The organism is uncultured Campylobacter sp., from assembly GCF_938040115.1.
Lineage (GTDB): Bacteria > Campylobacterota > Campylobacteria > Campylobacterales > Campylobacteraceae > Campylobacter_A.
Genome location: NZ_CALHXD010000101.1, coordinates 1 through 20,607 on the forward strand (window position 1 = coordinate 1; position 20,607 = coordinate 20,607).

The window sequence follows — 20,607 nt, forward strand, 5'->3', positions numbered from 1 at the left end:
GTGCCTAGCACCTTTAAAAGCGGCGTGGACTCTGGCATCACGATGGTGGCGGGCGTCTTAAACTCGCGCGCTGAAATAGCTACGCCTTGGGCGTGATTGCCGGCACTTGCTGCGACGACGCCTTTTTTACGCTCCTGCGCGCTTAAATTTGCGATTTTATTATACGCGCCGCGGATCTTGTATGCGCCCGTACGCTGGAGGTTTTCTTCTTTTAGGTAGATGAGCGCGCCGCTTGCGAGGCTTAGCTTTGCGCTGTAGGCAAACGGCGTCTTATACACAAAGCCACTTATCGTGCGCTTGGCTTGGATTATTTTATTTAGAGAGATCATTTTAGCCTTTCGTTTTTTGTTTAAATTTTACTTCTTATCGCTTTTGCTTGCGCGTTTATTTACCGTATTTTTGCTTACGTTTTCTTTATTTTTATTTATGTTTTTTGTTTTTGCCCTATCTGCTACGTTTACGGCGCTACCTCAAAATCGCGCTTAGCCATCAAATTTAGCACACTCAAGCCTTTGTAGCTCGATTTTTATGCACCTATCCTGCACGAAATTTATCCCGTTTTCGCGCGCGATCGCTCCCGCCTCATCGTTTGTGATACCAAGCTGCAGCCACAGCGTTTTCACGCCTTTTTTGACGGCGTCCTTTACTAGCTCGCTAGCAAACTCGCCTTTTCTAAACATCACGGCGATGTCGATATCTTGGTCTATTTGGGCCAAATTTCGATAAACCTTACGCCCTAAAATTTCATCAAATTTTGGATAAATAGGAAATACGTTAAAACCGCGCTCGATGAGAAATTTCGCAACCTCATTGCTAGGCTTGCTCTCGTCAGGACTAAGGCCCACGACCGCGATATTTTTAGCGGCGGATAAAATTTGCCCTAGATCGTTAGGCATTTTTACCCTTTAAAAGCACGCCGCACTCGATATGAGCGGTATTTGCAAACTGATCAAATACGGCAAATTTGACCGCCTCGTGCGTCGCGGCAAGCTGCGCTAGATCGCGCTTTAGACTCTGGGGCGAACAGGAGATATAGATGATATTTTCGTAGTTTTTGATGAAATTTATCACGCTCTCATCAAGCCCCGCGCGCGGCGGATCAACCAAAACGTGCGAGAAGTCGTAGCTAAAGATATCAAGCTCTCTTAGGCGGTTAAACTCGCGCTCGCGCCTAAACGCGCTCATCAGCTCCTCGGCGCTCATTCGCAAAAATTTGATGTTATCTACGCCGTTTAGTTCGCAGTTTTTGAGCGCATTTGCGATCGAGCTTTTGGATATTTCGGTTGCCAAAACGCGCTTAAATTTTTCCGCTAGCGGAACGGTAAAGTTGCCGTGTCCACAGTAAAGCTCAAGCAGATCCGAGCCGTGCTCTACACACCCCTTCGCCCATGCGATCATCTTTTCGTTCACGGCGGTGTTTGGCTGGATAAAAGCTCCGTCGCCGAATGTAAATTTATAAATTTTACCGCCGATGTTTAGGCTGTCCTCTAAATTTAGATCGCCGCTTAGCAGCTTTTGCCCCTTTGCTCTCGCAGCTATCGTTACGCGCAGGTCGGCAAACTCGCGTGCTAGGCTCTCTATCTCGCTCTGCTCGGCCTCGCCTAGACGCTTATGGTAGAGCAGCGTCGCTAGTATCCCGCTCGCGCACGAGATAAACTCGGCGCCAAACAGCCTCTCTTTTAAAATTTGATTTTTCGCAAGCGCCTCAAGCAAACGCGGCATCAAATTTGCAATAGGATCGGCTACTTTTGGGCATTCGTCTATCATAATTCGCTTGGTTTTGGCGCCGTGCATCGTGTATGCTAGATCGACCGCGCTATGCCAAATATCGTGCCAGACTCCAAACTCCGCCCTAGTGCGGTAAGCGGCACTCTGCGAGGCAAAAAACTCAAATTCGCCGCTATAAAAGGACTCAAATTCGCGCCTTATAAACTCGGTTTTAAATTTAACCTGTTCCTCGTAAGGCATATCAAGGGTGCAGCTACCGCACTCTCCTAAAAATTTGCAAAACTTATCGGGCAAATTTAAACCCTCTGCCCGACGAGTCTAACAACCAAAGCCGTCACCAAAAGCCCCAAAGGAAGCACTATCCAGATGCTTAGGCCAAGCGCGACCGGAAAATATCCCGCAAAAATACTAATCGCGCAAACTGCAAGCGCATAAGGCATCTGCGTCTGGACGTGATCGATGTGGTTACATCCTGCGCCCATAGACGAGAGTATCGTAGTATCCGAGATCGGAGAGCAGTGATCGCCGAATATCGCGCCCGTTAAAACGGCTGAGATATTTACTATCATATACGCATGCAAGGCGTCGCCCTCTAGTCCGCTGTACATGCCCACCGCGCTAGCTAGCGGTATCGCAAGCGGCATCAAAATGCCCATCGTACCGTAGCTGGTGCCGGTAGAAAAGCTGATAAACGAACCCAGCATAAAAATCGCCGCCGGAAGGACGATCTTTGGCGTAGACTGCGAAAGTAGATCAACTAGATAGCGAGATGTGCCAAGCTCTTTTATAACAGAGCTTAGCGACCACGCAAGAAGCAAGATGATGATCGTAGTTATCATAGTTTTCCAGCCCTTACCCCAGGTTTCTATCGCCTCGCGCACGGTCAAAATTTTTCTATAAACGGCCATAAATATCGCCACCACCGTAGCTAGCAAAGCCGACTGAAATAGCGCCACAGACGCATCGGCAGCGCCGAACGTAGCTTGGAAAGTGTGGAACGTAAGCGGATGAGCCTTCGCGCTCTCAAGAGCCTCGCCCTCAAGCGCACCCAGACCGCTAAAGTAAAAGCTAACGAACGCGCCCAAAATAAGCACTAAAAGCGGAATAACGGCGTTTGAGCTTTGTAGTTTGATATTTTCTTTAGGCTCTAGCGTCTTGTCCTCGACGTCCTCGATCATGGCTCCGCCGCGTCTAGGGTGCAGTTCGCCCGCTCTAGCTCTGCGCTCGGCTTTTAGCATACCGGCAAATTCGCGCCCCATAAACGCGGTGCAGACGATGAAAAACAGCATGAAAAGGTTGTAAAATCTATAAGGCATCGTCTCGACAAAGATGCTAAATGCATTTACGTTCGTTATGCCGATGAGCTCGTAGCCTTGCTTTATGAGCGAGATCTCAAGCCCGACCCAAGTCGAGATGACGGCTAGACCCGCGATCGGAGCGGCGGTAGCGTCGATGATAAAGGCTAGCTTTTCGCGAGAGACTTTAAATTTGTCCGTTATCGGGCGCATGATAGGGCCCACGATGAGGGAGTTTGCGTAGTCGTCGAAAAAGACGAAAAGTCCCATCACCCAAGTTGAAATTTGAGCAGAAACGCCTGTTTTAGCCTTTTTGCTTAGCCATATCGCCACAGCCTTGGTTCCGCCCATTTTGGTGATGAGCGCGACCACGCCGCCGATACAAAGCACCTGAAGCACGATGCCCGCGTTCCAGCTATCGGCCAGCGAGCCCACGACCCTTTTTACGATGTCGGTAAAGCCCTTTACGAAGGTCATCGGGATGCTTGAGTCGATGACGTTTATGAGAAACGTTCCGCTAAAAACGCCGATAAAAAGCGACAAAACGACGTCTTTGGTGATAAACGCCAAAACTATCGCCACCACGGGCGGGATGAGCGTCCAAAAGCCGAAAATTTCGGCATTTTTTTTCGCTACTTCGGGATCTACGGCTAGCGCCAAGATCGGCAAAAGCGACAAAAATAAAATCTTTTTCATCAAAAACTCCTTTTTGTTTTTCGTCGGTTTAATCAAATTTTCCGCCCCGCGTGCCATCGGTCGGTATTTAAGGCATAAATTTAGCTAAATGCGGCTTAAATTTTTGTTTTAAATTCGCTTAGAATTCAAAAATTTTAGCTCTTTATTAAAAATTTATGTTAAAAATAAGGCTTTGGTGGAAATTTTGTTTAAAACTGCGCTCGGCGGCAAATTTTAAATTTGGTCATGATTTAAATTTTGCAGGGAATTTTCAAATTTGGTTTGTTGGTCAAATTTTGTATTTAAAGTGCAGAGTGTCATTTGGATAAAAAGGTAAATTTACGATATCTGCTTCAAGCCCCACGGATTCAAAGTATTATTAAGACCGCCGCTCAAAATTTAATGCCAGGAATCAAATTTCGGACTAAATTTAACCAAAACGGTCAAATTTAACCCAAATCCGCAAATTTAACGGCAAAAGCCTACTTTTTCTCTATAAAAAGCCCGGCCCAAGTCTGCTGCGTCGCCATCGCCTCGACGACGTTGATATTGACGCGGTGAGGCATATTTAGGCAGTTTAGCACGATCTGCGCGATATCCTCGGCGGTGATGTACTCCACGCCCTCGTAAACCGCGTCAGCCTTAGCCTTATCTCCGCCAAAGCGAACCTCGCTAAACTCGGTCTTGCAGATACCCGGAGCTATCTCGGTCACTCGTATACCGGTGCCGCGTATGTCGTTACGCAAATTTCTACTAAATTGCTTCACAAAAGCCTTACTAGCGCCATAAACGTGACTACCCGGATACGGCCATGCGCCAGCGGTCGAGCCTAGATTAAAGATATAGCCGCTCTTTCGCGCGATCATGAGTGGCAAAACGGCCTTCGTCGAGTACAAAAAGCCCTTGATATTGGTATCAACCATCGTCTCAAAGTCCTCGATGCTAGTCTGCGCCACGCCTTCAAGTCCCAGCGCCAGGCCTGCGTTATTTACGAGCACTTCGATATCGCAAAACTCCTGCGGTAAATTTGCCACGCCGTCAAAAACCGCCTTTTTATCGCGGATATCTGCGACGATGATGTGCGTATTTCCAAGCTCCTTTGCCAGAGCTTCGAGCCTTTCCTTGCGGCGAGCCAGCGCTACGATCTTGTAGCCTTCGCGGCTGAGCGCCCTAGCTATCGCCTCGCCAAAACCCGACGTAGCCCCAGTAATAAAAGCCGTTCCTTTCATATTTTCTCCTTATTCGGTGATCAAATTTGACTCTAGCCCCATCGCCCTTAGATACTGCGCGTTGATCTCTTTTTTGCCGATGATTGCGTAGTCTAGGGCATTTAGCCCGTTATCATCCACTGCCTGCACGTCCGCGCCGTTATCTACCAAAAGCTGTAATATCTCCACGTCCGCCGCTCCCGCCGCACTCATCAGCACGCTTTTTGATGCCGCGTCAAAGTCGCATAGCTTTACGAAGCTCGGCAGTTGGACGCTCAAATTTGCGCTATATGCAAGCTTGGTGCTCATGTCTATCAGCCTTTTGTTTACTAGCGCTCCGTTTCCTAGTAGAAATTTGACTAAATTTATATCGTTTAGCTGCACGGCCTTAAAAAGCGGAGTGACGCCGAGCAGATTTTCGTAGTTTACGTCAGCGCCGCTGGCAACTAGAAGCTTTACGTTATTTAAATTTTTAAGCGCGAAAAATAGCGAACTCTCAAATCCGTAGTTTAAATTTACACCAGCGCGCAAGAATTCCTTTATGATGTCCTCGCTTTTTTCGTAAAGAAGCGCGGCGTTAAAGGCATTTTGTAGCGAGCTTTGCGACACGGCGCCAGAATATATCGCCTCATTTATGCCGTATTTTGTAAAGGTCGGGTCGCTAACTTTTCTCGCAAACTCGTCCATATCGCCGTTTTGCAGAGTCGCGGCGGCAAATTTTAAAAACTCGTTTGCAACCTTTGAAGCGTAATAAATCGCACTGCCTTCGTCTATTTTAAAATTTGATTTGTAGTAGTTTACCAGCAGCCCCAAGACGGCGTTGTAGTCTTTGTTAAAGTCCTTAAAGACCGTGAAGTTACTTAAACTTTGATGTCCCCAGTAGCGAAGCCTGGCTCTGTTTTGCGATACGAGTTTTTCGTATTCGTCGGGACTTTCTAACTCTTTTGCGTAAATTTCAGGTGCATAGGAGGCTTTTAAAATCTTAAATTTAAACTCGTTTAAATTTTTAGTCGCTAAATTTCCGACGCAAGCAAGGCTTTCGGCGCGGATCTTTTGGGCGGCCGAGAGTAAAATTTGAGCCTCTTTTATCCCCAGGATAGAGTCGTTGCAGTTTGGCTCAAATTCACCCGAAAATGTTAAATTTTGAGAGAAAAACCGCTGCTTTTCGGTTAAAGCGTCATCGCAGCTAAAATCTGCAAAAACAAAAGAAAATGACAAAAATATCGGCAAAATAAATCTCATCGTATGCCTCAATATCTTTTAATTTTGATAATTCTACCAAAAAATAATTTGGTAAAAATAAATTTACCGCTCATTAAAGCAAACATTAGCAAACGCGGCTTTTAGCTTCTCGTAAAGCGGAGTAAAAGGCACGCCGTTTACGCGCACCTCGGCGATGGAGGTGATAAAGTTCGTATCGCCGCTCCAGCGCGGCACTAGGTGATAGTGCACGTGCTCTGCGATGCCCGCACCCCCTGCTTTGCCCAGATTCATCCCGATATTTACGCCCGCCGCATTTAGTTCGCGTTTTAAAATTTTCACGCCCTCGCGCACGTAGGCGCTCATCTGCGACCACGTCTGCTCGTCTAGGCTTTCGATATTATCTGTGTGCACGTAAGGTATCACCATAAAATGCCCGGGCGTATACGGGTAGAGATTCATAATCCCAAAACACCGCTTTGCGCGAAACAAAACACCCGTCTCGGCGTCTTTTTCGGGATGATTTACGACATTGCAAAAGACGCATCCCTGCTCCTTTTTGCCGAAATATTCGCTCCTCCACGGTGCGCAAATGTGCTCCATATCAGCCCTCCTTTACGGTTTTTACGGCTTTTGCCAAGTCCTCTTGCCTCATAAAATGCTCGCCTATCAAAAACGCGTCGGCTCCTTGCGCGTGTAGCTCTTTTAGCTGCGAATGCTCATAGATGCCGCTTTCTGCGACGATAACGCTTGCGTTTTTGATTTTAGAAAATAGCCTCTCGCAAAGGCTCATATCCATCTCAAACGTGCTTAAATTTCGGTGATTTACTCCGACTATCTTTGCGCACGCAAAATTTGACTTTTCTACATCCTCCTCGTCGTGCGTCTCGACCAAGGCCTCAAGCCCCAAAGAGCGCGCGTAATCAAGTAGCCGCTTTAGCTCATCGGCGCCAAGAGCCTTTGCGATAAGTAGGATAAAATCGGCTCCATAAACGAGCGCTTCTAAAATTTGATACTCGTCTACGATAAAATCCTTGCGAAGCAGCGGCAGCGAGCTTTCGCGTCTTATGGCCGCCAGATACTCCAAATCTCCTTTAAAAAAATGCGGCTCGGTTAGAACCGAGATAGCGTTCGCGCCGCCTTTTTCATACTCTTTGGCTATCTCTACGGGCGCAAAATTTGGCCTTATCAGCCCCTTGCTAGGGCTTGCTTTTTTAACCTCGGCGATGATGCGATACGGCTCTTTTGCACTACTTTTTAGCGCTTTTACCGCGTCTTTTATCTCGCGCGGATTTTTCGCCGCGAGCTCTTGTAGTTTTTCAAAAGGCGTTTGCGACTTTCGCAGCGCCAAGTCCTCTTTCGTACGCTTGATTATCTGATCTAGTATCATTTTTTACCCTTTTTTAGGCACTCTTTGATAGAGTTTATGTGCTCTTTGCCCTCGGGCGAATTTACAAATTCCTCATCGTGCAGGACTTGTTGCATTATTTCGTCGGCCTTTTTGCACTCGCCTAGCTTATAGTATCCCCAAGCTAGCGAATCTAGATAAAACACCGACCCAGGCTCTAGCTCTAGGGCTCTGTTTACTAGCTCTATGCCCTTTTTCGCGTCTATATCGTGATCTATGAGTAGGTAGCCGTAGTAGTTTAGATATAGTGCATTATTTAGCTTTACGGCTGATTTTTCAAAGTTGGCGATCACTTGTTTGAGGCTATCTTTACTTATCTTTTTTGTTTGTTTATCCGTATCTCTTTCGTACTGATATATCGCCATTTTGGCTTGATATTCGAGATTAAAGCTCTTATCAAAGGCCTCCTGTGCCTTTTTATACGCCTTAGCAAAATCCCCCGTCGCAGCGTAAAGATCCATTAGTGCATCGTCGTTATATGAGTATTTTTGTAAAAATTTGATAGCAGCGTCGTAATTTTTTTGATAGACGTAGACGCCGAGCACTTTTTCGAGATAGATTTTTTCTTTCGTCACTTCAAAAAGACTCTCGTAAACATCGATCATATCGGAGTAGCGGCCGTCCTGCGCGTAGATATCTACTAGCGCCGTGCAGGTCTCTACCTCGCAGCCGTCGATACGGCGCGAGCTCTCCAGGTGCCTGATCGCCTCTTTTTTGTCGTTCATTCTATTGTATAAAAGATCGACTATTCGCAGCAAATTTTCCACGCTTCTATCTAGCTCGTATGCGCGCTCGAGCTCGCCCAGAGCGGCTTTGTTGTCGTTTTGCATCGAGTAGACGGCAGAGAGCATGACGTGGTTTTTAGAGACGTCCTCTTTTTGGACGAGCTCTTTCATGATCTTTGCGGCTTCGTCTAGTTTGTTTTCGCTCATCAAATTTGCGCCCTGTATGCGAAGCACGTCCACGTCATCTTTTAGCACTTTTTGGCTGAGCGCTAAAATGCTTTTAAAATTTACGTTTTTAGAAAAAAACGCGAGCCTGAGCGCCTCTTTTAGATAGTCGGTATTTTTGGTTTTTTCGTAAAGCTGCTCATAAAGCTCGGTCGCCTCGTCGTGATTAGCGTTTTCGACCGCCAAAAGCGCCTTGATAACGTATAAATTCTCATCAAAACCGTCTTTGGCGGTAGCAAAACAAGCAAGCAAGGCCGCCAATATAAATTTTAAAATCGCCTTATTCCCGCGCATTCTTTCTCCAATTCATTGATTTTATCCTTAAAATAGTCCCAAAACGGAAAGGTGCGGCACTGGCTCGGTCGAAAGTCGTAAACCGAGCAGTTTTTTGCCGTTTCGTCAAAAAAAACGCACGCAAATCCGCCCTCATAGGGCTTTTCTTTGAGACTAAATTTGTATCCGAATTTATCTAAAAATCGCGATCTAAACTCATCCTCGCTTATTTTTAAATATTCCGCCAGCGCCGAGATTTCCGCGGAGCTTATCCATATATAGCCGCTTTCTCCCGTGCAGCATTTGCCGCCGCACAGCTCGCACTTGCTAGCGTCAAATTCATAACCAAAGCCGCTTTGTCTTAGCAAATTCACTCCGCAGCGTCCTTGCTTTGCGTGTTTGCCGTAGCGAAAATTTCAGCTGCCTTTTTACTATAAACGCCGCCTACAAAAACAAAAATCGGCGGTAAAATTTGAGTCAAAGATTTTGAGCTTTTTTTAGCCTCGATTAGTACCAAATTTGCCGCGCCGCCCGCTTTTGGATGCACGAAGCAAAGCCTAGTAAGCGTAAATTTAAATTCGCTCAAACAAAGCAAAATTTCAGATATACGCTTAGCGTCGTAACAAAAGCTAAAAACTCCGCGCGGCTTTAGCAGCGAATTTGCGCTACCCACAAGCTCTCTAAGCGATAAATTTTCGCTATATCTAGCGGTGCGGAGATGCTCGTTCTCGCTTTTTTTCGCGCCGTCGTGGTAAAAGGGCGGGTTTGAGACGATGAGATCATATCTTTTTTCACTCTTAAATTTAGCAAAATCAGCCGTTATAAACTCAGCTTCAAGCCCGTTTTGGCTAGCGTTTGCGGCGGCTAAATTTACGTTATCTTCTAAAATATCAAGCAAACTGAGTGAAATTTTAGGAAAATCGCGCTTTAAAAGCAGCCCCAAAACCCCGCTACCGCAGCCGACCTCTAGCACCTCGCCGCGCACTCCGCCCTCACGGATAAAGCCATATAAAAACATCGTGTCGCTGTTGTAGCGGTAGCCGTTTTTGGGCTGAGTGATTATCATCTATATACCTTGATGATAAATCCTTGCTTATCCTGAGAGGTGATTATGTCATTGCTGTACGATATGCGCGAAAAGTCGCCGAATTCATCTTTTATCATCTCGCCGGCAACCTTGGCGCGCTCTTTGCCGATACCAAAATTTGCGTATGAGTTGATCTTTTCAAGCTCGTCTTGCGGGATCACTTTTGCTGCTTTTGACGTGGCAATAAAGTTACCTCGGCTCACTATCGGCGTGATTTCGAAATAATAATTTGAATTATAACTCTGCAAAAAGTCGCTTACTTTGTTTTTGCAAACTTGCGTCGGCCTGTCTGAGCCCGCGCCCATATCCGTACACTCGACTGAGGCAATGAAAACCACCTTTTTGGGCACTTCGGCTCTAAAATTTAGCTGAATTATCTTTTTTAGGTTTTCGTTTTCGCTCATTAGTTCCTCGTTTTTAGTCATTATTTGCGCTACTTCGCCCTTTGCGATGTTTTTTTGCGAACTCGTTTTGGCTAAATTTTCCTTCGTGTCGCTTAGATCTTTAGCTCCGTCTTGTATCTGTTTTCTTAGAGTCGCGAGCTCTGCGTCTTTTTGCGTCAAAAGCTCATTTAGAGCATCTAGTTGCTCTTTATTTTCCTTTGCTGTTTTGATATCGTTTTCGACTAAAGTCGTAATTTTGTTATTTAAAATTTTATAGTTTTGGATATTTTTTTTACCAGCGGCGATCTCGTCCGCTAGCAGTTCTTTTTGGATATTTAGCGACTCGTTTAGCTCTGCAACCTTAGCTTCCGCATTTTGCAGTGAACTATCTTTTTGCGAAATTTGATTTTCTAACTCATAAATTTTACTCTTTAGTTCCGCCACGTTTTGCTCGGTTTCTTGGCGCTCGTTTTCAATCTGACTTTTTAGCTTTTCAAGCTCGGTTTTATATATAGCCTCGTTTTGTTCAATCTCTTTTTCAAATCCTTGTTTTTCTTTCTCGAGCTTTGCGACTAACTCTTTATTCGTCGCGTTTAGCTCATCATTTATCGCTTTTAGCTTAGCTTTTGACTCGGCTTTTTTATTTGCGTTTTCAAGGCTCGCTTCAAGCTCGCTTATTTTTTTCTTGTCCGCGTCTTGTTCTTTTTCTAGGGCGGCGATCCTATTTTTGGATAAATTTTGAGCATTTAGAGCCTGAGCGTTGTATTCGCTAGCGATCCTTTTTATCTCGCTATCTTTTAGGCTCAGCTCGTTTGCGAGCCTAGCATTTTCGCTCTTTAGTTTTGCGGTCTCTTCGTTTGCCATTCTTAGTTCGCTTTCAAATTTAGCCTTACTAGATAGCGCTTCGCTTTTTAGCTCGTCGTTTTGGGTCTCGAGCCGTTTTAGAGCATTTTGACTTTCGCTTTGCGTTTTGGCGCTTGATTTGTCAAATTCGCTCTGCTTTTTTTCAAGCTCGGCTTTTAGAGTTTTGATCTCGCTGCGAAGAGAAGTCAAATTTTGCTCTAAATTTTTATTTTTTTCGTTTTCTTCTTGCGCTTTGGCTAGTTTTTTATTTAGCTCGTCGATCGCGCTTATACGCTGTTTGTCATTAGCGCTGGCGGCTTGTTTTCGCCTGGTTTCCAGCTCGGCTTTTTGATCGCTTAAGATATTTGAGATTTCTAGATTTTTGCTCACTAGATCGACGTTATCGTCATAGAGTAGCTTATTTTGAGCGCGCAGGACGCGGATTTGCTCTTTTAGCTCGTCCTCGTCGCCTAAAATAGGTGCGTCCGTATAGTTCGCATCCAAATTTTTAGCATATTTTTCCTGCGGCAAAACTTGACTTAGGATAGCCGAATTTGTCTCATTCGTAGTACTTGCGCCCTCATTTTTAGGCGCTTCTTCGACGTTCATTATCTGCACGGCGAGTTCCGTAGACTTTGCAGACGGTTTTGTAAACTCGAAATACAAATAATATCCGCCCAGTGTGAGCAAACAACCGCAGATAAAAAATAAGACTAAATTTAACGCTCTCAACTCTATTTTTCCTTGATGTCTTGGACTACCTTATGCGCATGATTTAGCGCGAGCACGATCGAGCCGCCGTTTTTTAGCACGATGTCGCCGCCGATATATAGGCCGTGTACGCTGCTTTCATAGTGCTCGTTTACGACTGGATCTTTATCTGCGTCAAGTTCAACTCCGCATTTTTGTAAAAAATCCACCGGAGTCGAGCCGCCGATAGCGTAGACGACCCTGTCGTAGACTCTGATTTTTCCGTTTGAAAAGTGCACTCTAACGCGTCCGGATTCGTTTTCGATCTCGGTGATGTCGTGGTTTAGTCGCACTTTTAGCTTATTTGCTTTTTCTAGTTCCCATAGTGCCGTTACGTTTACGTCATTTACGCGACTAAATTTATCCTTGCGGTAAGCCAGCGTCGTTTTGTTGTATTGGCAAAGCTCGATAGCGTACTCTACGGCCGAGTTTCCGCCGCCTACTACGAGGACTTTTTCGCCGCTAGAACAGGAGTTTAGATTAAAATTTACGACTCCGTTTAGCGAAGGCGGGATTTTATAATCAGGCTTATTCGGACGTCCCATTTTGCCGATACTTATCATCACGTTTTTGGCCTTGTAATCGCCCTTTGCGGTGTGCACAAAAAACAAACTGTCTTTTTTCTTGACACTTTCGACCTCGGAGTTAAACACGGCCTCGATCTTTTCCTCATCTAGCAGCTTGTCGAAATAATCAAGCGTGCTCTCTTTTGTGCCGTCTTCAAAGGACACGATGCCGTGAATGGTGCTGTCTTGACCTTTGTACTCCTTATCCACGCGCTTATTGTCTTTGTAAAATTTTCTTATAGTTTGGCTGTGGTTATCACCCTTTTCGAGAAGCAAAACTTTTTTTAATCCATTGGCTCTCGCCTCTACGACGGTCGCGATGCCGCAAGGGCCGCCGCCTATCACGATAATGTCGTAAACATCGCTCATTGATTCTCTCCGATTTGATAATTTTTCATTAATGTAGCGAAAATTGTATTAAATTTTAAGAAATTCGCGAAATTTGGGGTAAATTTAATTTAAAAAAGACAAAAACGGTCAAATTTAAAAGACAAAAGGCAAGTGAGATCAAATTTGGCTTGTTTAAATTCGGTAAATTTGAGAGCCAAATTTGAAGCGCATCAAATTTAAAGGGGTGCAAATTTCATCAAATTTACGCCCGCTAAAGCTAAATTTTCTTTAAAAACTCGGCGATTAAAAACGCAAGTTCTAGCGACTGATCGGCGTTTAAGCGCGGGTCGCACTGCGTCTCGTATCTGTGCGCCAGATCATTCTCGTTTAGTTTAAACGACCCGCCCGTGCACTCGGTCACGTCCTGACCCGTCATCTCTAGATGCACGCCGCCAGCATGCGTACCTTCTGCTCTATGTATCTCGAAAAAGCTCTGCACTTCGGCTAGGATTTTATCAAATTCGCGCGTTTTGTAGCCGTTTGCGGCTTTTATCGTGTTGCCGTGCATCGGATCGATGCTATAGACGATATTTAGGCCTTCGCGTTTTACTTCGCGTAGGATTTTAGGCAGTCGCTCGCCGATTTTATCCGCGCCCATTCTGATGATTACGTTTAGTCTGCCCGCTTCGTTTTTAGGATTTAGCGCATTTGAGAGCGCGATGACGTCCTGTGCGGTTGCGTTTGGTCCGATTTTGACGCCTAGAGGATTATGCACGCCGCTTAAAAAATGCACGTGAGCGTCGTTTATGCCACGAGTGCGCTCGCCGATCCAGAGCATATGCGCCGAACAGTCGTACCAGTCGCCGGTAAGGCTATCCTCTCTAGTGAGCGCCTCCTCGTACGGCAGCAAAAGCGCCTCGTGCGAGGTGTAGACCTTAGTTTCGCTAAGCGCAGGAGTATTTGAGGCATTTATACCGCAAGCCCCCATAAACGCTAGAGTTTGGCTCAGCTGCCTAGCTAACTCGCCGTATTTAGCGTCAAGCTCGGGCTTTTTGATAAAGCCAAGATTCCAGCGATTTACCTCGTGCAGATCGGCTAGACCGCCGCGAGAAAAGGCGCGAAGAAGGTTCATTGTGGATGCGCTTTGATAATACGCTTCGATCATGCGATTTGGATCGGGCACGCGAGCCTCGGCACTAAATTCAAAACCGTTTATGATGTCGCCGCGGTAGCTGGGTAGCTTTACGCCGCCTTGCTCCTCGTAGTCCGAGCTTCTAGGCTTAGCAAACTGACCCGCCACGCGTCCTACTTTTACGACGGGGCAGCGTCCGGCAAAGGTTAAAACGATCGCCATTTGCAGCATCACTTTAAACATATCGCGGATATTTACGGCGTTAAAATTTAAAAAACTCTCCGCGCAGTCGCCGCCTTGGAGCAAAAACGCCTCGCCGTTACAAACCTTGGCTAGGTCTTGTTTTAGGTTTCTAGCCTCGCCGGCAAAAACTAGTGGCGGCATCGTTTTTAGCTTATCCTCGGCCTTTTTTAGCAAGACTTCGTCGGGGTAGCTAGGCTGCTGTAAGATATTAAATTTTCTCCACGAATCTCTACTCCACATCTTTAAACCTTTTTTAAAAATAACCCCGATTTTAACTAAAAGAACTTTTATTACAGATAAAATTTCAAATTTTACCCTCAAATTTGCCCTCGCTGCGCATTTTTGAGTAACATAAGCTTTGATTAACGACAAATAAATATAATTTCGCCAAAAAAGCGGAAAAATGCAAGACAAAAATCAAACCAAAATCGGCTTCATCTACGGCCTATCGGTCTTTATGATCTGGGGCGTTTTTCCTATTTATTTTAAACAACTCAGCGCGCTTTCGGCCACCGAGATCGTCGCTCACCGTATCATTTGGTCGGTGCTGCTTTTATTTTTACTACTCAAATTTGGCCGCAAACTAGGCGCCGCAAAGAAAATTTTAAGTAACAAAAAAACCGCGTTTTGGCTGTTTGTCACGGGACTTCTCATCGCCGCAAACTGGTGGATCTACGTCTACGCCGTAAATATCGGAAAAATCGTGGAAACTAGCCTGGGATACTTCATAAATCCGCTCGTAAATATGCTCCTTGGCGTGCTGATTTTAAAAGAAAAGCTATCGCGCGCAGGCAAATTTGCCATCGCTATCGTCTTTGTCGCTATCGGAGTGCAAATTTACGACGCGGGCGGACTGCCTATCATATCTATCATTTTGCCTATCACGTTTGGATTTTATTCGCTCATTAGAAAGCGCCTTAGCGTGCCCTCTTTGGAAGGGCTTTTCGTCGAAACCGCGCTCATAGCTCCTATCGCCCTCGTCGCGCTATTTTTCGTCGCGGCTAGCGGGCAAAACCACTTTAGTTTTTCGTGGTTTGGGCTTTTGATTGCTCTTTGCGGGCCTGCGACCGTAGTGCCGCTTTTGCTTTTTAACTCGGCGGCTACTAGGCTAAATTTGAGCACGATCGGCTATTTGCAGTATATTTCGCCCTCTATGCAGCTTTTGCTTGCCGTTTTTTACTACGGCGAGCAGATTAGCGCGCTAAAAGCGCTGTCGTTTTTGCTCATCTGGAGCGCGCTTGCGGTGGTTAGCTTTAGCGCGATTTATAGTAAAAAAAGCAAAATTTCAGTATAACCGCAAATTTAAATCAAAAAAGGAAAAACAATGTCATCTATCGCATTTTACGCCGTCATCTGCGTCATAGCCGCGCTCGTGCTCTACGCACAGATACAAAAGATAACAAGAAAGATCGATGAGAACGGCACTCTGGCAAATAACTCCCCCGAGGCCGTACGTCAAATTTCAGTGCAAAAGTATAAAGATTTTTGCGAGATAATAAACGGCGAGCTAAGAGAGCTAAAGATGAAAGCGCTCTACGACGACGCCCTAAAAAACGAGGATCTAAAAGAAAAATTTTTAGAAAGCCTAAGCGAGATGAGCAAGAAGCTCACATTTATCGAGACGATGAACACTGCTAGAAACCCCGATAAATGGGAAAGCGAGCTCTTTGAGGTGCTTAGCCGCCTAGACGATCTCGTCACGGAAAATTTCAAAGACGGCGAGCGCGCGGGCGACGAGATCAGACAGCGTCTGGGCGCGGAGTTTAGCAAGCTACAAAATTAAATCTTAAGTAAAAACGGGGTAATATCGCTTTTTTGATTTAACTCTATCTTTCTAAGGAAAAAACGGATGAGCTATACCAAAAAAGACCTCGTAACCGCTGCAAATTTAACCAAAGACGAAATTTACCATTTCCTAAATTTAGCCAAGGAGTTTAAGGCGCTAAACAACTCCGAGACCAAAAAAGCCAAGTCGCTCTACGGCAAAACGACCGTAAACGCCTTTTTCGAAAACTCGACTAGGACGCGAACGAGCTTTGAGATCGCAGCTAAGCGCCTCGGAGCCGACGCGATAAATTTCACCGCCTCAAGCTCCAGCACCAAAAAGGGCGAAACGCTCATCGACACCGTCCACAACATCGTCGCGATGAAAACGGACATCGTGGTCGTGCGCCACTACAGCTCGGGCGCAGCTAAATTTATCGCCGAGAACACCGACGCTCACGTCGTAAACGCCGGCGACGGACTAAACGAACACCCTAGCCAAGCGCTGCTTGATCTTTTTACTATACTAGAAAATCGCGGCAGTCTAGAAAATCTCACGGTCGCCATCATCGGCGATATCTTTCACAGCCGCGTAGCTCGCTCAAACATCTACGTCCTAAAAACGCTCGGAGCCAAGGTTAAGCTCTTTGGCCCGCCGATGTTTTTAACGGGCATGGAGGCTTTCGGCTGTCAAATTTGCTCCGATATGCGCGAGGCCATCGAGGACTCGGACGTCATCATCATGCTGCGTATCCAGCTCGAGCGTCAGGACGATGAGATCGCATTTCCGTCCGTACGCGAATACTCCAAATTTTTCGGCCTAACCGCTAGTAAAATGCAATACGCCAAAGAGGGCGTCATGATCCTGCACCCGGGCCCGATAAACCGCGGCGTCGAGATAAACTCCGACGTAGCCGACGATCCGCGCTACTCGCACGTGCTAAATCAGGTCGAAAACGGCGTCGCCGTCAGGATGGCGATCCTAGATACTCTCATCAAAAACAAAGGCGCAAAATGAAAACTCTCATCAAAAACGGCACGATCGTAAATCATAACGGCTCGCAAAAAGCAAACGTCCTGATAGACGGCGACAAGATCGCTCTAATCACGGCTGACGAACCTGCGGCTGACAAAGTAATAGACGCTAGCGGCAAGCTAGTAATGCCGGGCCTTATCGATATGCACGTGCACTTTCGCGATCCCGGCCTTGAGTACAAAGACGATATAAACACGGGCTCTGAAACCGCGGTCGCCGGCGGCGTAACAACCTGCTGCCCGATGGCAAATACAAATCCCGTAAACGACAACGCCGTCGTCACGCGCGATATGGTAGCTAAGGCAAAAGCTCGCGGCCTCATAGACCTACTACCTATCGGTGCGATAACAAGCAAGATGGACGGCAAAAAATGCGTAGAGATGGGCGATATGACCGAGGCAGGCGCGGTGGCGTTTAGCGACGACGGTCTACCAGTAGCCAGCAGCGGCGTCATGAGATACGCGCTTGAGTACTCAAAGCACTTCGGCAGCTTCGTCATCAACCACTCCCAGGACTGCTCGCTATGCCGCGGCGGCCACATGAACGAAGGCCGCGTCTCGGCGATACTAGGCATCAAAGGCATGCCGCGCGAGCAAGAAGAGATCATGGTCTCGCGCGATCTACTGCTAGCTAAGCTAACAGGCGGCCACATCCACATCGCGCACGTTAGCTCCGAGTGGTCGCTAAAGCTCATCGCGCAGGCTCGCGCAGCCGGCATAAACGTGACCTGCGAGGCGACGCCGCACCACTTTACCTACACCGAGGACGAGCTGCTAGGCTACGATACGAACTTTAAAATGTCGCCGCCGCTTCGCACCAAATCAGACGTAGAGGCGATCAGAGATGGCCTAAAAAGCAGCCTCATCGACGTCATCGTCACCGACCATGCCCCGCACCATAACGACGAGAAATTTTTAGAATTCGACAAGGCGCCTTTTGGAATACTCGGCCTACAAACCCTCGTGCCTATGACGCTAGATTTGGTAAACGATGGCGTGATAAGTATCGAGCAGATGGCGGCTCTCACGTCCTATAATGCAGCTAAAATTTTAAAACTAAAAGACAAAGGCGTGATCGCGGAGGGCTACCTCGCCGACATCGCGATAATCGATCCAAATTTCGAATATCTCTACGACAAAAACCTAAATAAATCAAAATCCCAAAACTCCCCGCTGCTAGGCAAAATGCTAAAAGGCGCGGCGGTAATCACGATAAAAAGCGGAAAAACGGTGTTTGAGTTTCCAAACGTCGTGGCGTGATTTACTCAAATTTAGCGTAAATTTGAAATTTGACTTTGCGGCGGTTAAGGCTACCGCAAAATTTAACTAATCGGAGCAAATTTGAAAGAAAATACGGCCTCGCCGCAAACGCCCAAACAGCGTAAAAAACGCACGCTAAAAATAATTTTAGTCGTTTTTGTCATGATAAATTTATCCTTTTATCAAGCCGAAAGAAGAAAGCACATAAACGACGTCTATCCCGAGGCCAGAGAGTATTTCGTGCTCAATAACGTAGTGTACGCGTATAGGGTTATACTAAATAGCGTATTTGACGCCGATAGCGCCATAATGAAACCGCTAAACAAGCTACAAAGCTACCTTTATAACAAAGGCATAAAATATATCCCCGAAGACGATGCCGAAAGAGCTCTTTGGAACTATAAATTTAATCTTTACTTTTACGTGAGAAAAAACTATATGCCCAAAGAGAAATATTATCCAAGCCCATACGTCGTAGATAAAAAACAAACCGACCTGCTAGATAACGTATATCAAACGATGATCGAGCTTGACGCTAAGAAATTTAAAGATCCGAATTTAAGCCGAAAAAACTATAAGCTAGTTCCGATTTTGGCTGAATATTTTGTGTATTTTACTTATTTATACGCAGGGCATTCAAGCAAACTAGCGCCAGAACTGAGCAAAAAAGCCTTAGTCAAACAAGACGTCATAGATAAAAACAAACGTATCGTCGAAATCCTCTCGCGGTATCAAAAAAATATAAACGAAGATAAATCACTAAAACGAGAGTTAGAAACAGCAAACGATAGCATAATGCGCTCTTTATATATAGCTCTTATCGCTATATCTCAAAAGATTATTTACGCAGATATCTTAAAAAATAACCTATCCTGCGATAATCAATATATAAACACTTATCTAAACGCCATGAACTTTGCATACTCGGGAGATAATCCATTTTTTGCCTCAGAAAAATATAAAAATATAAAATACATCATAGATATAAACCTATGCGAAAACCTGGCGACCAAAACGACAATGTATAATCTAAACAAAATCTGCGGCGTAAAAATAGACAAATGCTATCCCGACGAAGAATACATAAATGACGAGATAGTAAATAAACCGAGGGATTTTTTGAATTAATGTTTTCGTGTTTTTAAAATTTTCGGCGAATTTGAGCAAAATAACACTCCGCACTTGACTATACACAAAAATAAACCCAAATTTGCCAAAGTCGAATTTAACCGACTTTGCGCACATCTTTTGCTTAATTTTTTGCCTTGTCACTGCACGGTTTCGACGACACTACTCAACCAGCCAAATTTACGACCGACTGCCGAGCAAATTTAACCGCCGAATTTATCAAAATTTAAAAGCTAAAAATATAAATCCACGCCGCCACGTCAGCTCGACCGATGATAAAAAACCGATCAAGCCGACCGCAAGCGACGCAAATTCATCAAATTCGGTTCAAATTTAGCCTCACGCGTCCTTGCCGTTTATCGCGTACGCCGAGCGTAAAAACACGTCCGTGCCAGATAGCAGCGCACTCTCGTCAAAGTCAAACGCGCCGTTGTGATGGCCTGCGGCGAGCTTGGTGCCGATCATCAGATAGCCGCTCTTGCCGCCTGCTTTTTGCACGGCGTGCATAAAGTGCGCGAAGTCCTCGCAAGCGCCGAAATTTAGATCCCGCACGATGAGCTCGTCCTTGATAAAAGGCGACTGGCGCGCGGCGCGCTCGTAGATATCGGTGATCTCCTCGCTGCTATCGCCTCCGCTCGTGCCGCCGGTTAGCTTCACGTCGTACTGCACGCCGTATATCTGCGCGACACCTGCTACGATGTCCATGCATTTTTTAAACATAAATTCATTTAGCTCGGTCGTTTCGCCGCGCGTTTCGCAGGCGATGTAGCCGTTTGGCGCGATGACGTTTCGCCCCTCGCCCGCTCGCAAAACGCCCACGTTTATACGCGTGACGCCGTCGGCATGTCGCGTGATACCGTGCATGGCTAGAGCCGCCTGGGCTGCAGCTAGCAGAGCATTTGCCCCTTCTTGCGGAGCGCCCGCCGCGTGAGCCGATCTACCCGTGAAATTTACGTCGAATTTCGACGTCGCAAGAAGCTTGTTCGTACCGCAGATGATGCCGCCGCTAGTCTTTGCCTGAAAGCCGATATGACCGCCTAGCAAGTAGTCCACACCCTCTAGCACGCCCGCTTGCTCCATCGGCACGGCGCCTCTCGTGCCCTCCTCGGCGGTTTGAAATATAAATCTAAATTTGCCCTTAAAGTCGTCCAAATTTTGCGCGATGAGTTTAGCCATCGCTAGGCCGATCGTGATGTGTCCGTCGTGCCCGCAGGCGTGCGTGATGCCGTCTATATCGGCTCTAAAGCCCTCTTTAAACGGTCTGTGCGCCTCATCCTTGCTCTCGGTCACGTCTACGCCGTCGATGTCGAATCTAAACGCAAGCGTCTTGCCCGGCCTGCCCGTATCAA

Annotated in this window: 20 protein-coding genes; 5 read left to right on the forward strand and 15 right to left on the reverse strand. The window is 46.3% G+C overall.

Going from position 1 to position 20,607, the window contains the following annotated elements; genetic code table 11:
- The 14 genes from Q0314_RS03700 to Q0314_RS03765 all read right to left on the reverse strand — a co-directional run.
- The coding region (locus Q0314_RS03700; RefSeq protein ID WP_298056632.1) for a pyridoxal-phosphate dependent enzyme at positions 1–329 on the reverse strand (329 nt) is incomplete at its 3' end.
- Positions 330–482: 153 nt separating this feature from the next.
- Positions 483–896, reverse strand: a complete 414-nt coding sequence (locus tag Q0314_RS03705) for a CoA-binding protein (protein ID WP_298056634.1) — start codon at positions 894–896, stop codon at positions 483–485.
- Complete coding sequence (trmA, locus tag Q0314_RS03710; protein WP_298056637.1) at positions 889–2,022, reverse strand: tRNA (uridine(54)-C5)-methyltransferase TrmA; 1,134 nt, start codon at positions 2,020–2,022, stop codon at positions 889–891. The genes Q0314_RS03705 and trmA overlap by 8 nt, the downstream gene beginning before the upstream one ends.
- A 2-nt stretch (positions 2,023–2,024) precedes the next feature.
- Positions 2,025–3,719 (reverse strand): Na+/H+ antiporter NhaC family protein, encoded by a 1,695-nt coding sequence (locus tag Q0314_RS03715; RefSeq protein ID WP_298056640.1) that lies wholly within the window; start codon positions 3,717–3,719, stop codon positions 2,025–2,027.
- Positions 3,720–4,180: 461 nt separating this feature from the next.
- Positions 4,181–4,927: an SDR family NAD(P)-dependent oxidoreductase gene (locus tag Q0314_RS03720; protein WP_298056642.1), complete on the reverse strand. Its 747-nt coding sequence runs from the start codon at positions 4,925–4,927 to the stop codon at positions 4,181–4,183.
- Between the two features lie 9 nt (positions 4,928–4,936).
- A complete protein-coding gene (locus Q0314_RS03725; RefSeq protein ID WP_298056644.1) occupies positions 4,937–6,148 on the reverse strand; it encodes an ankyrin repeat domain-containing protein in 1,212 nt (403 codons plus the stop codon).
- Between the two features lie 63 nt (positions 6,149–6,211).
- Positions 6,212–6,709, reverse strand: coding sequence for an HIT domain-containing protein (locus tag Q0314_RS03730; protein ID WP_298056645.1), 498 nt, complete (start codon positions 6,707–6,709; stop codon positions 6,212–6,214).
- 1 nt (position 6,710) lies between these two features.
- The gene (gene trpC, locus Q0314_RS03735; RefSeq protein WP_298056648.1) at positions 6,711–7,496 is read right to left on the reverse strand and encodes an indole-3-glycerol phosphate synthase TrpC; all 786 of its coding nucleotides are present in this window, start codon (positions 7,494–7,496) and stop codon (positions 6,711–6,713) included.
- Positions 7,493–8,758, reverse strand: coding sequence for a hypothetical protein (locus Q0314_RS03740; protein WP_298056650.1), 1,266 nt, complete (start codon positions 8,756–8,758; stop codon positions 7,493–7,495). The genes trpC and Q0314_RS03740 overlap by 4 nt, the downstream gene beginning before the upstream one ends.
- Positions 8,734–9,111 carry a YkgJ family cysteine cluster protein gene (locus tag Q0314_RS03745; RefSeq protein ID WP_298056652.1) on the reverse strand — a complete coding sequence of 126 codons (378 nt, stop codon included), beginning with the start codon at positions 9,109–9,111 and terminating at the stop codon, positions 8,734–8,736. The genes Q0314_RS03740 and Q0314_RS03745 overlap by 25 nt, the downstream gene beginning before the upstream one ends.
- Positions 9,108–9,803: a methyltransferase gene (locus Q0314_RS03750; RefSeq protein ID WP_298056654.1), complete on the reverse strand. Its 696-nt coding sequence runs from the start codon at positions 9,801–9,803 to the stop codon at positions 9,108–9,110. Before Q0314_RS03750 ends, Q0314_RS03745 begins: the two co-directional genes overlap by 4 nt.
- A complete protein-coding gene (locus Q0314_RS03755; RefSeq protein ID WP_298056655.1) occupies positions 9,800–11,782 on the reverse strand; it encodes a vesicular transport factor Uso1p in 1,983 nt (660 codons plus the stop codon). The genes Q0314_RS03750 and Q0314_RS03755 overlap by 4 nt, the downstream gene beginning before the upstream one ends.
- A 2-nt stretch (positions 11,783–11,784) precedes the next feature.
- Entirely contained in the window at positions 11,785–12,735 is a 951-nt protein-coding gene (locus Q0314_RS03760; protein WP_298056658.1) for an NAD(P)-binding domain-containing protein, read from the reverse strand.
- Positions 12,736–12,973: 238 nt separating this feature from the next.
- The gene (locus Q0314_RS03765; protein WP_298056660.1) at positions 12,974–14,311 is read right to left on the reverse strand and encodes a class II 3-deoxy-7-phosphoheptulonate synthase; all 1,338 of its coding nucleotides are present in this window, start codon (positions 14,309–14,311) and stop codon (positions 12,974–12,976) included.
- Positions 14,312–14,474: 163 nt separating this feature from the next.
- On the opposite strand from Q0314_RS03765, the gene rarD reads away from it, so the two are divergent.
- The 5 genes from rarD to Q0314_RS03790 all read left to right on the forward strand — a co-directional run bounded on the left by rarD (position 14,475) and on the right by Q0314_RS03790 (position 19,258).
- The gene (rarD, locus tag Q0314_RS03770) at positions 14,475–15,365 is read left to right on the forward strand and encodes an EamA family transporter RarD (RefSeq protein ID WP_298056662.1); all 891 of its coding nucleotides are present in this window, start codon (positions 14,475–14,477) and stop codon (positions 15,363–15,365) included.
- Between the two features lie 30 nt (positions 15,366–15,395).
- Complete coding sequence (locus Q0314_RS03775; RefSeq protein ID WP_298056664.1) at positions 15,396–15,854, forward strand: hypothetical protein; 459 nt, start codon at positions 15,396–15,398, stop codon at positions 15,852–15,854.
- A 66-nt stretch (positions 15,855–15,920) separates the two neighbouring features.
- The gene (locus tag Q0314_RS03780; protein ID WP_298056667.1) at positions 15,921–16,853 is read left to right on the forward strand and encodes an aspartate carbamoyltransferase catalytic subunit; all 933 of its coding nucleotides are present in this window, start codon (positions 15,921–15,923) and stop codon (positions 16,851–16,853) included.
- Positions 16,850–18,130, forward strand: a complete 1,281-nt coding sequence (locus Q0314_RS03785) for a dihydroorotase (RefSeq protein ID WP_298056669.1) — start codon at positions 16,850–16,852, stop codon at positions 18,128–18,130. Before Q0314_RS03780 ends, Q0314_RS03785 begins: the two co-directional genes overlap by 4 nt.
- Before the next feature lie 81 nt (positions 18,131–18,211).
- Complete coding sequence (locus Q0314_RS03790) at positions 18,212–19,258, forward strand: hypothetical protein (protein WP_298056672.1); 1,047 nt, start codon at positions 18,212–18,214, stop codon at positions 19,256–19,258.
- Positions 19,259–19,597: 339 nt separating this feature from the next.
- On the opposite strand, the gene Q0314_RS03795 is transcribed toward Q0314_RS03790, so the two are convergent.
- Positions 19,598–20,607: amidohydrolase (locus Q0314_RS03795; RefSeq protein WP_298056675.1), on the reverse strand; the 1,010-nt coding region annotated here is incomplete at its 5' end.

Excerpts from the sequence above, each read along its gene's own strand:
- Q0314_RS03765 (WP_298056660.1), bottom strand. The coding sequence starts at position 14,311 with ATGTGGAGTAGAGATTCGTGGAGAAAATTTAATATCTTACAGCAGCCT.
- Q0314_RS03760 (WP_298056658.1), bottom strand. The coding sequence starts at position 12,735 with ATGAGCGATGTTTACGACATTATCGTGATAGGCGGCGGCCCTTGCGGC.
- Q0314_RS03785 (WP_298056669.1), top strand. The coding sequence starts at position 16,850 with ATGAAAACTCTCATCAAAAACGGCACGATCGTAAATCATAACGGCTCG.
- rarD (WP_298056662.1), top strand. The coding sequence starts at position 14,475 with ATGCAAGACAAAAATCAAACCAAAATCGGCTTCATCTACGGCCTATCG.
- Q0314_RS03750 (WP_298056654.1), bottom strand. The coding sequence starts at position 9,803 with ATGATAATCACTCAGCCCAAAAACGGCTACCGCTACAACAGCGACACG.
- Q0314_RS03725 (WP_298056644.1), bottom strand. The coding sequence starts at position 6,148 with ATGAGATTTATTTTGCCGATATTTTTGTCATTTTCTTTTGTTTTTGCA.
- trpC (WP_298056648.1), bottom strand. The coding sequence starts at position 7,496 with ATGATACTAGATCAGATAATCAAGCGTACGAAAGAGGACTTGGCGCTG.
- Q0314_RS03720 (WP_298056642.1), bottom strand. The coding sequence starts at position 4,927 with ATGAAAGGAACGGCTTTTATTACTGGGGCTACGTCGGGTTTTGGCGAG.
- Q0314_RS03780 (WP_298056667.1), top strand. The coding sequence starts at position 15,921 with ATGAGCTATACCAAAAAAGACCTCGTAACCGCTGCAAATTTAACCAAA.
- Q0314_RS03730 (WP_298056645.1), bottom strand. The coding sequence starts at position 6,709 with ATGGAGCACATTTGCGCACCGTGGAGGAGCGAATATTTCGGCAAAAAG.
- Q0314_RS03705 (WP_298056634.1), bottom strand. The coding sequence starts at position 896 with ATGCCTAACGATCTAGGGCAAATTTTATCCGCCGCTAAAAATATCGCG.
- Q0314_RS03775 (WP_298056664.1), top strand. The coding sequence starts at position 15,396 with ATGTCATCTATCGCATTTTACGCCGTCATCTGCGTCATAGCCGCGCTC.
- Q0314_RS03715 (WP_298056640.1), bottom strand. The coding sequence starts at position 3,719 with ATGAAAAAGATTTTATTTTTGTCGCTTTTGCCGATCTTGGCGCTAGCC.
- Q0314_RS03740 (WP_298056650.1), bottom strand. The coding sequence starts at position 8,758 with ATGCGCGGGAATAAGGCGATTTTAAAATTTATATTGGCGGCCTTGCTT.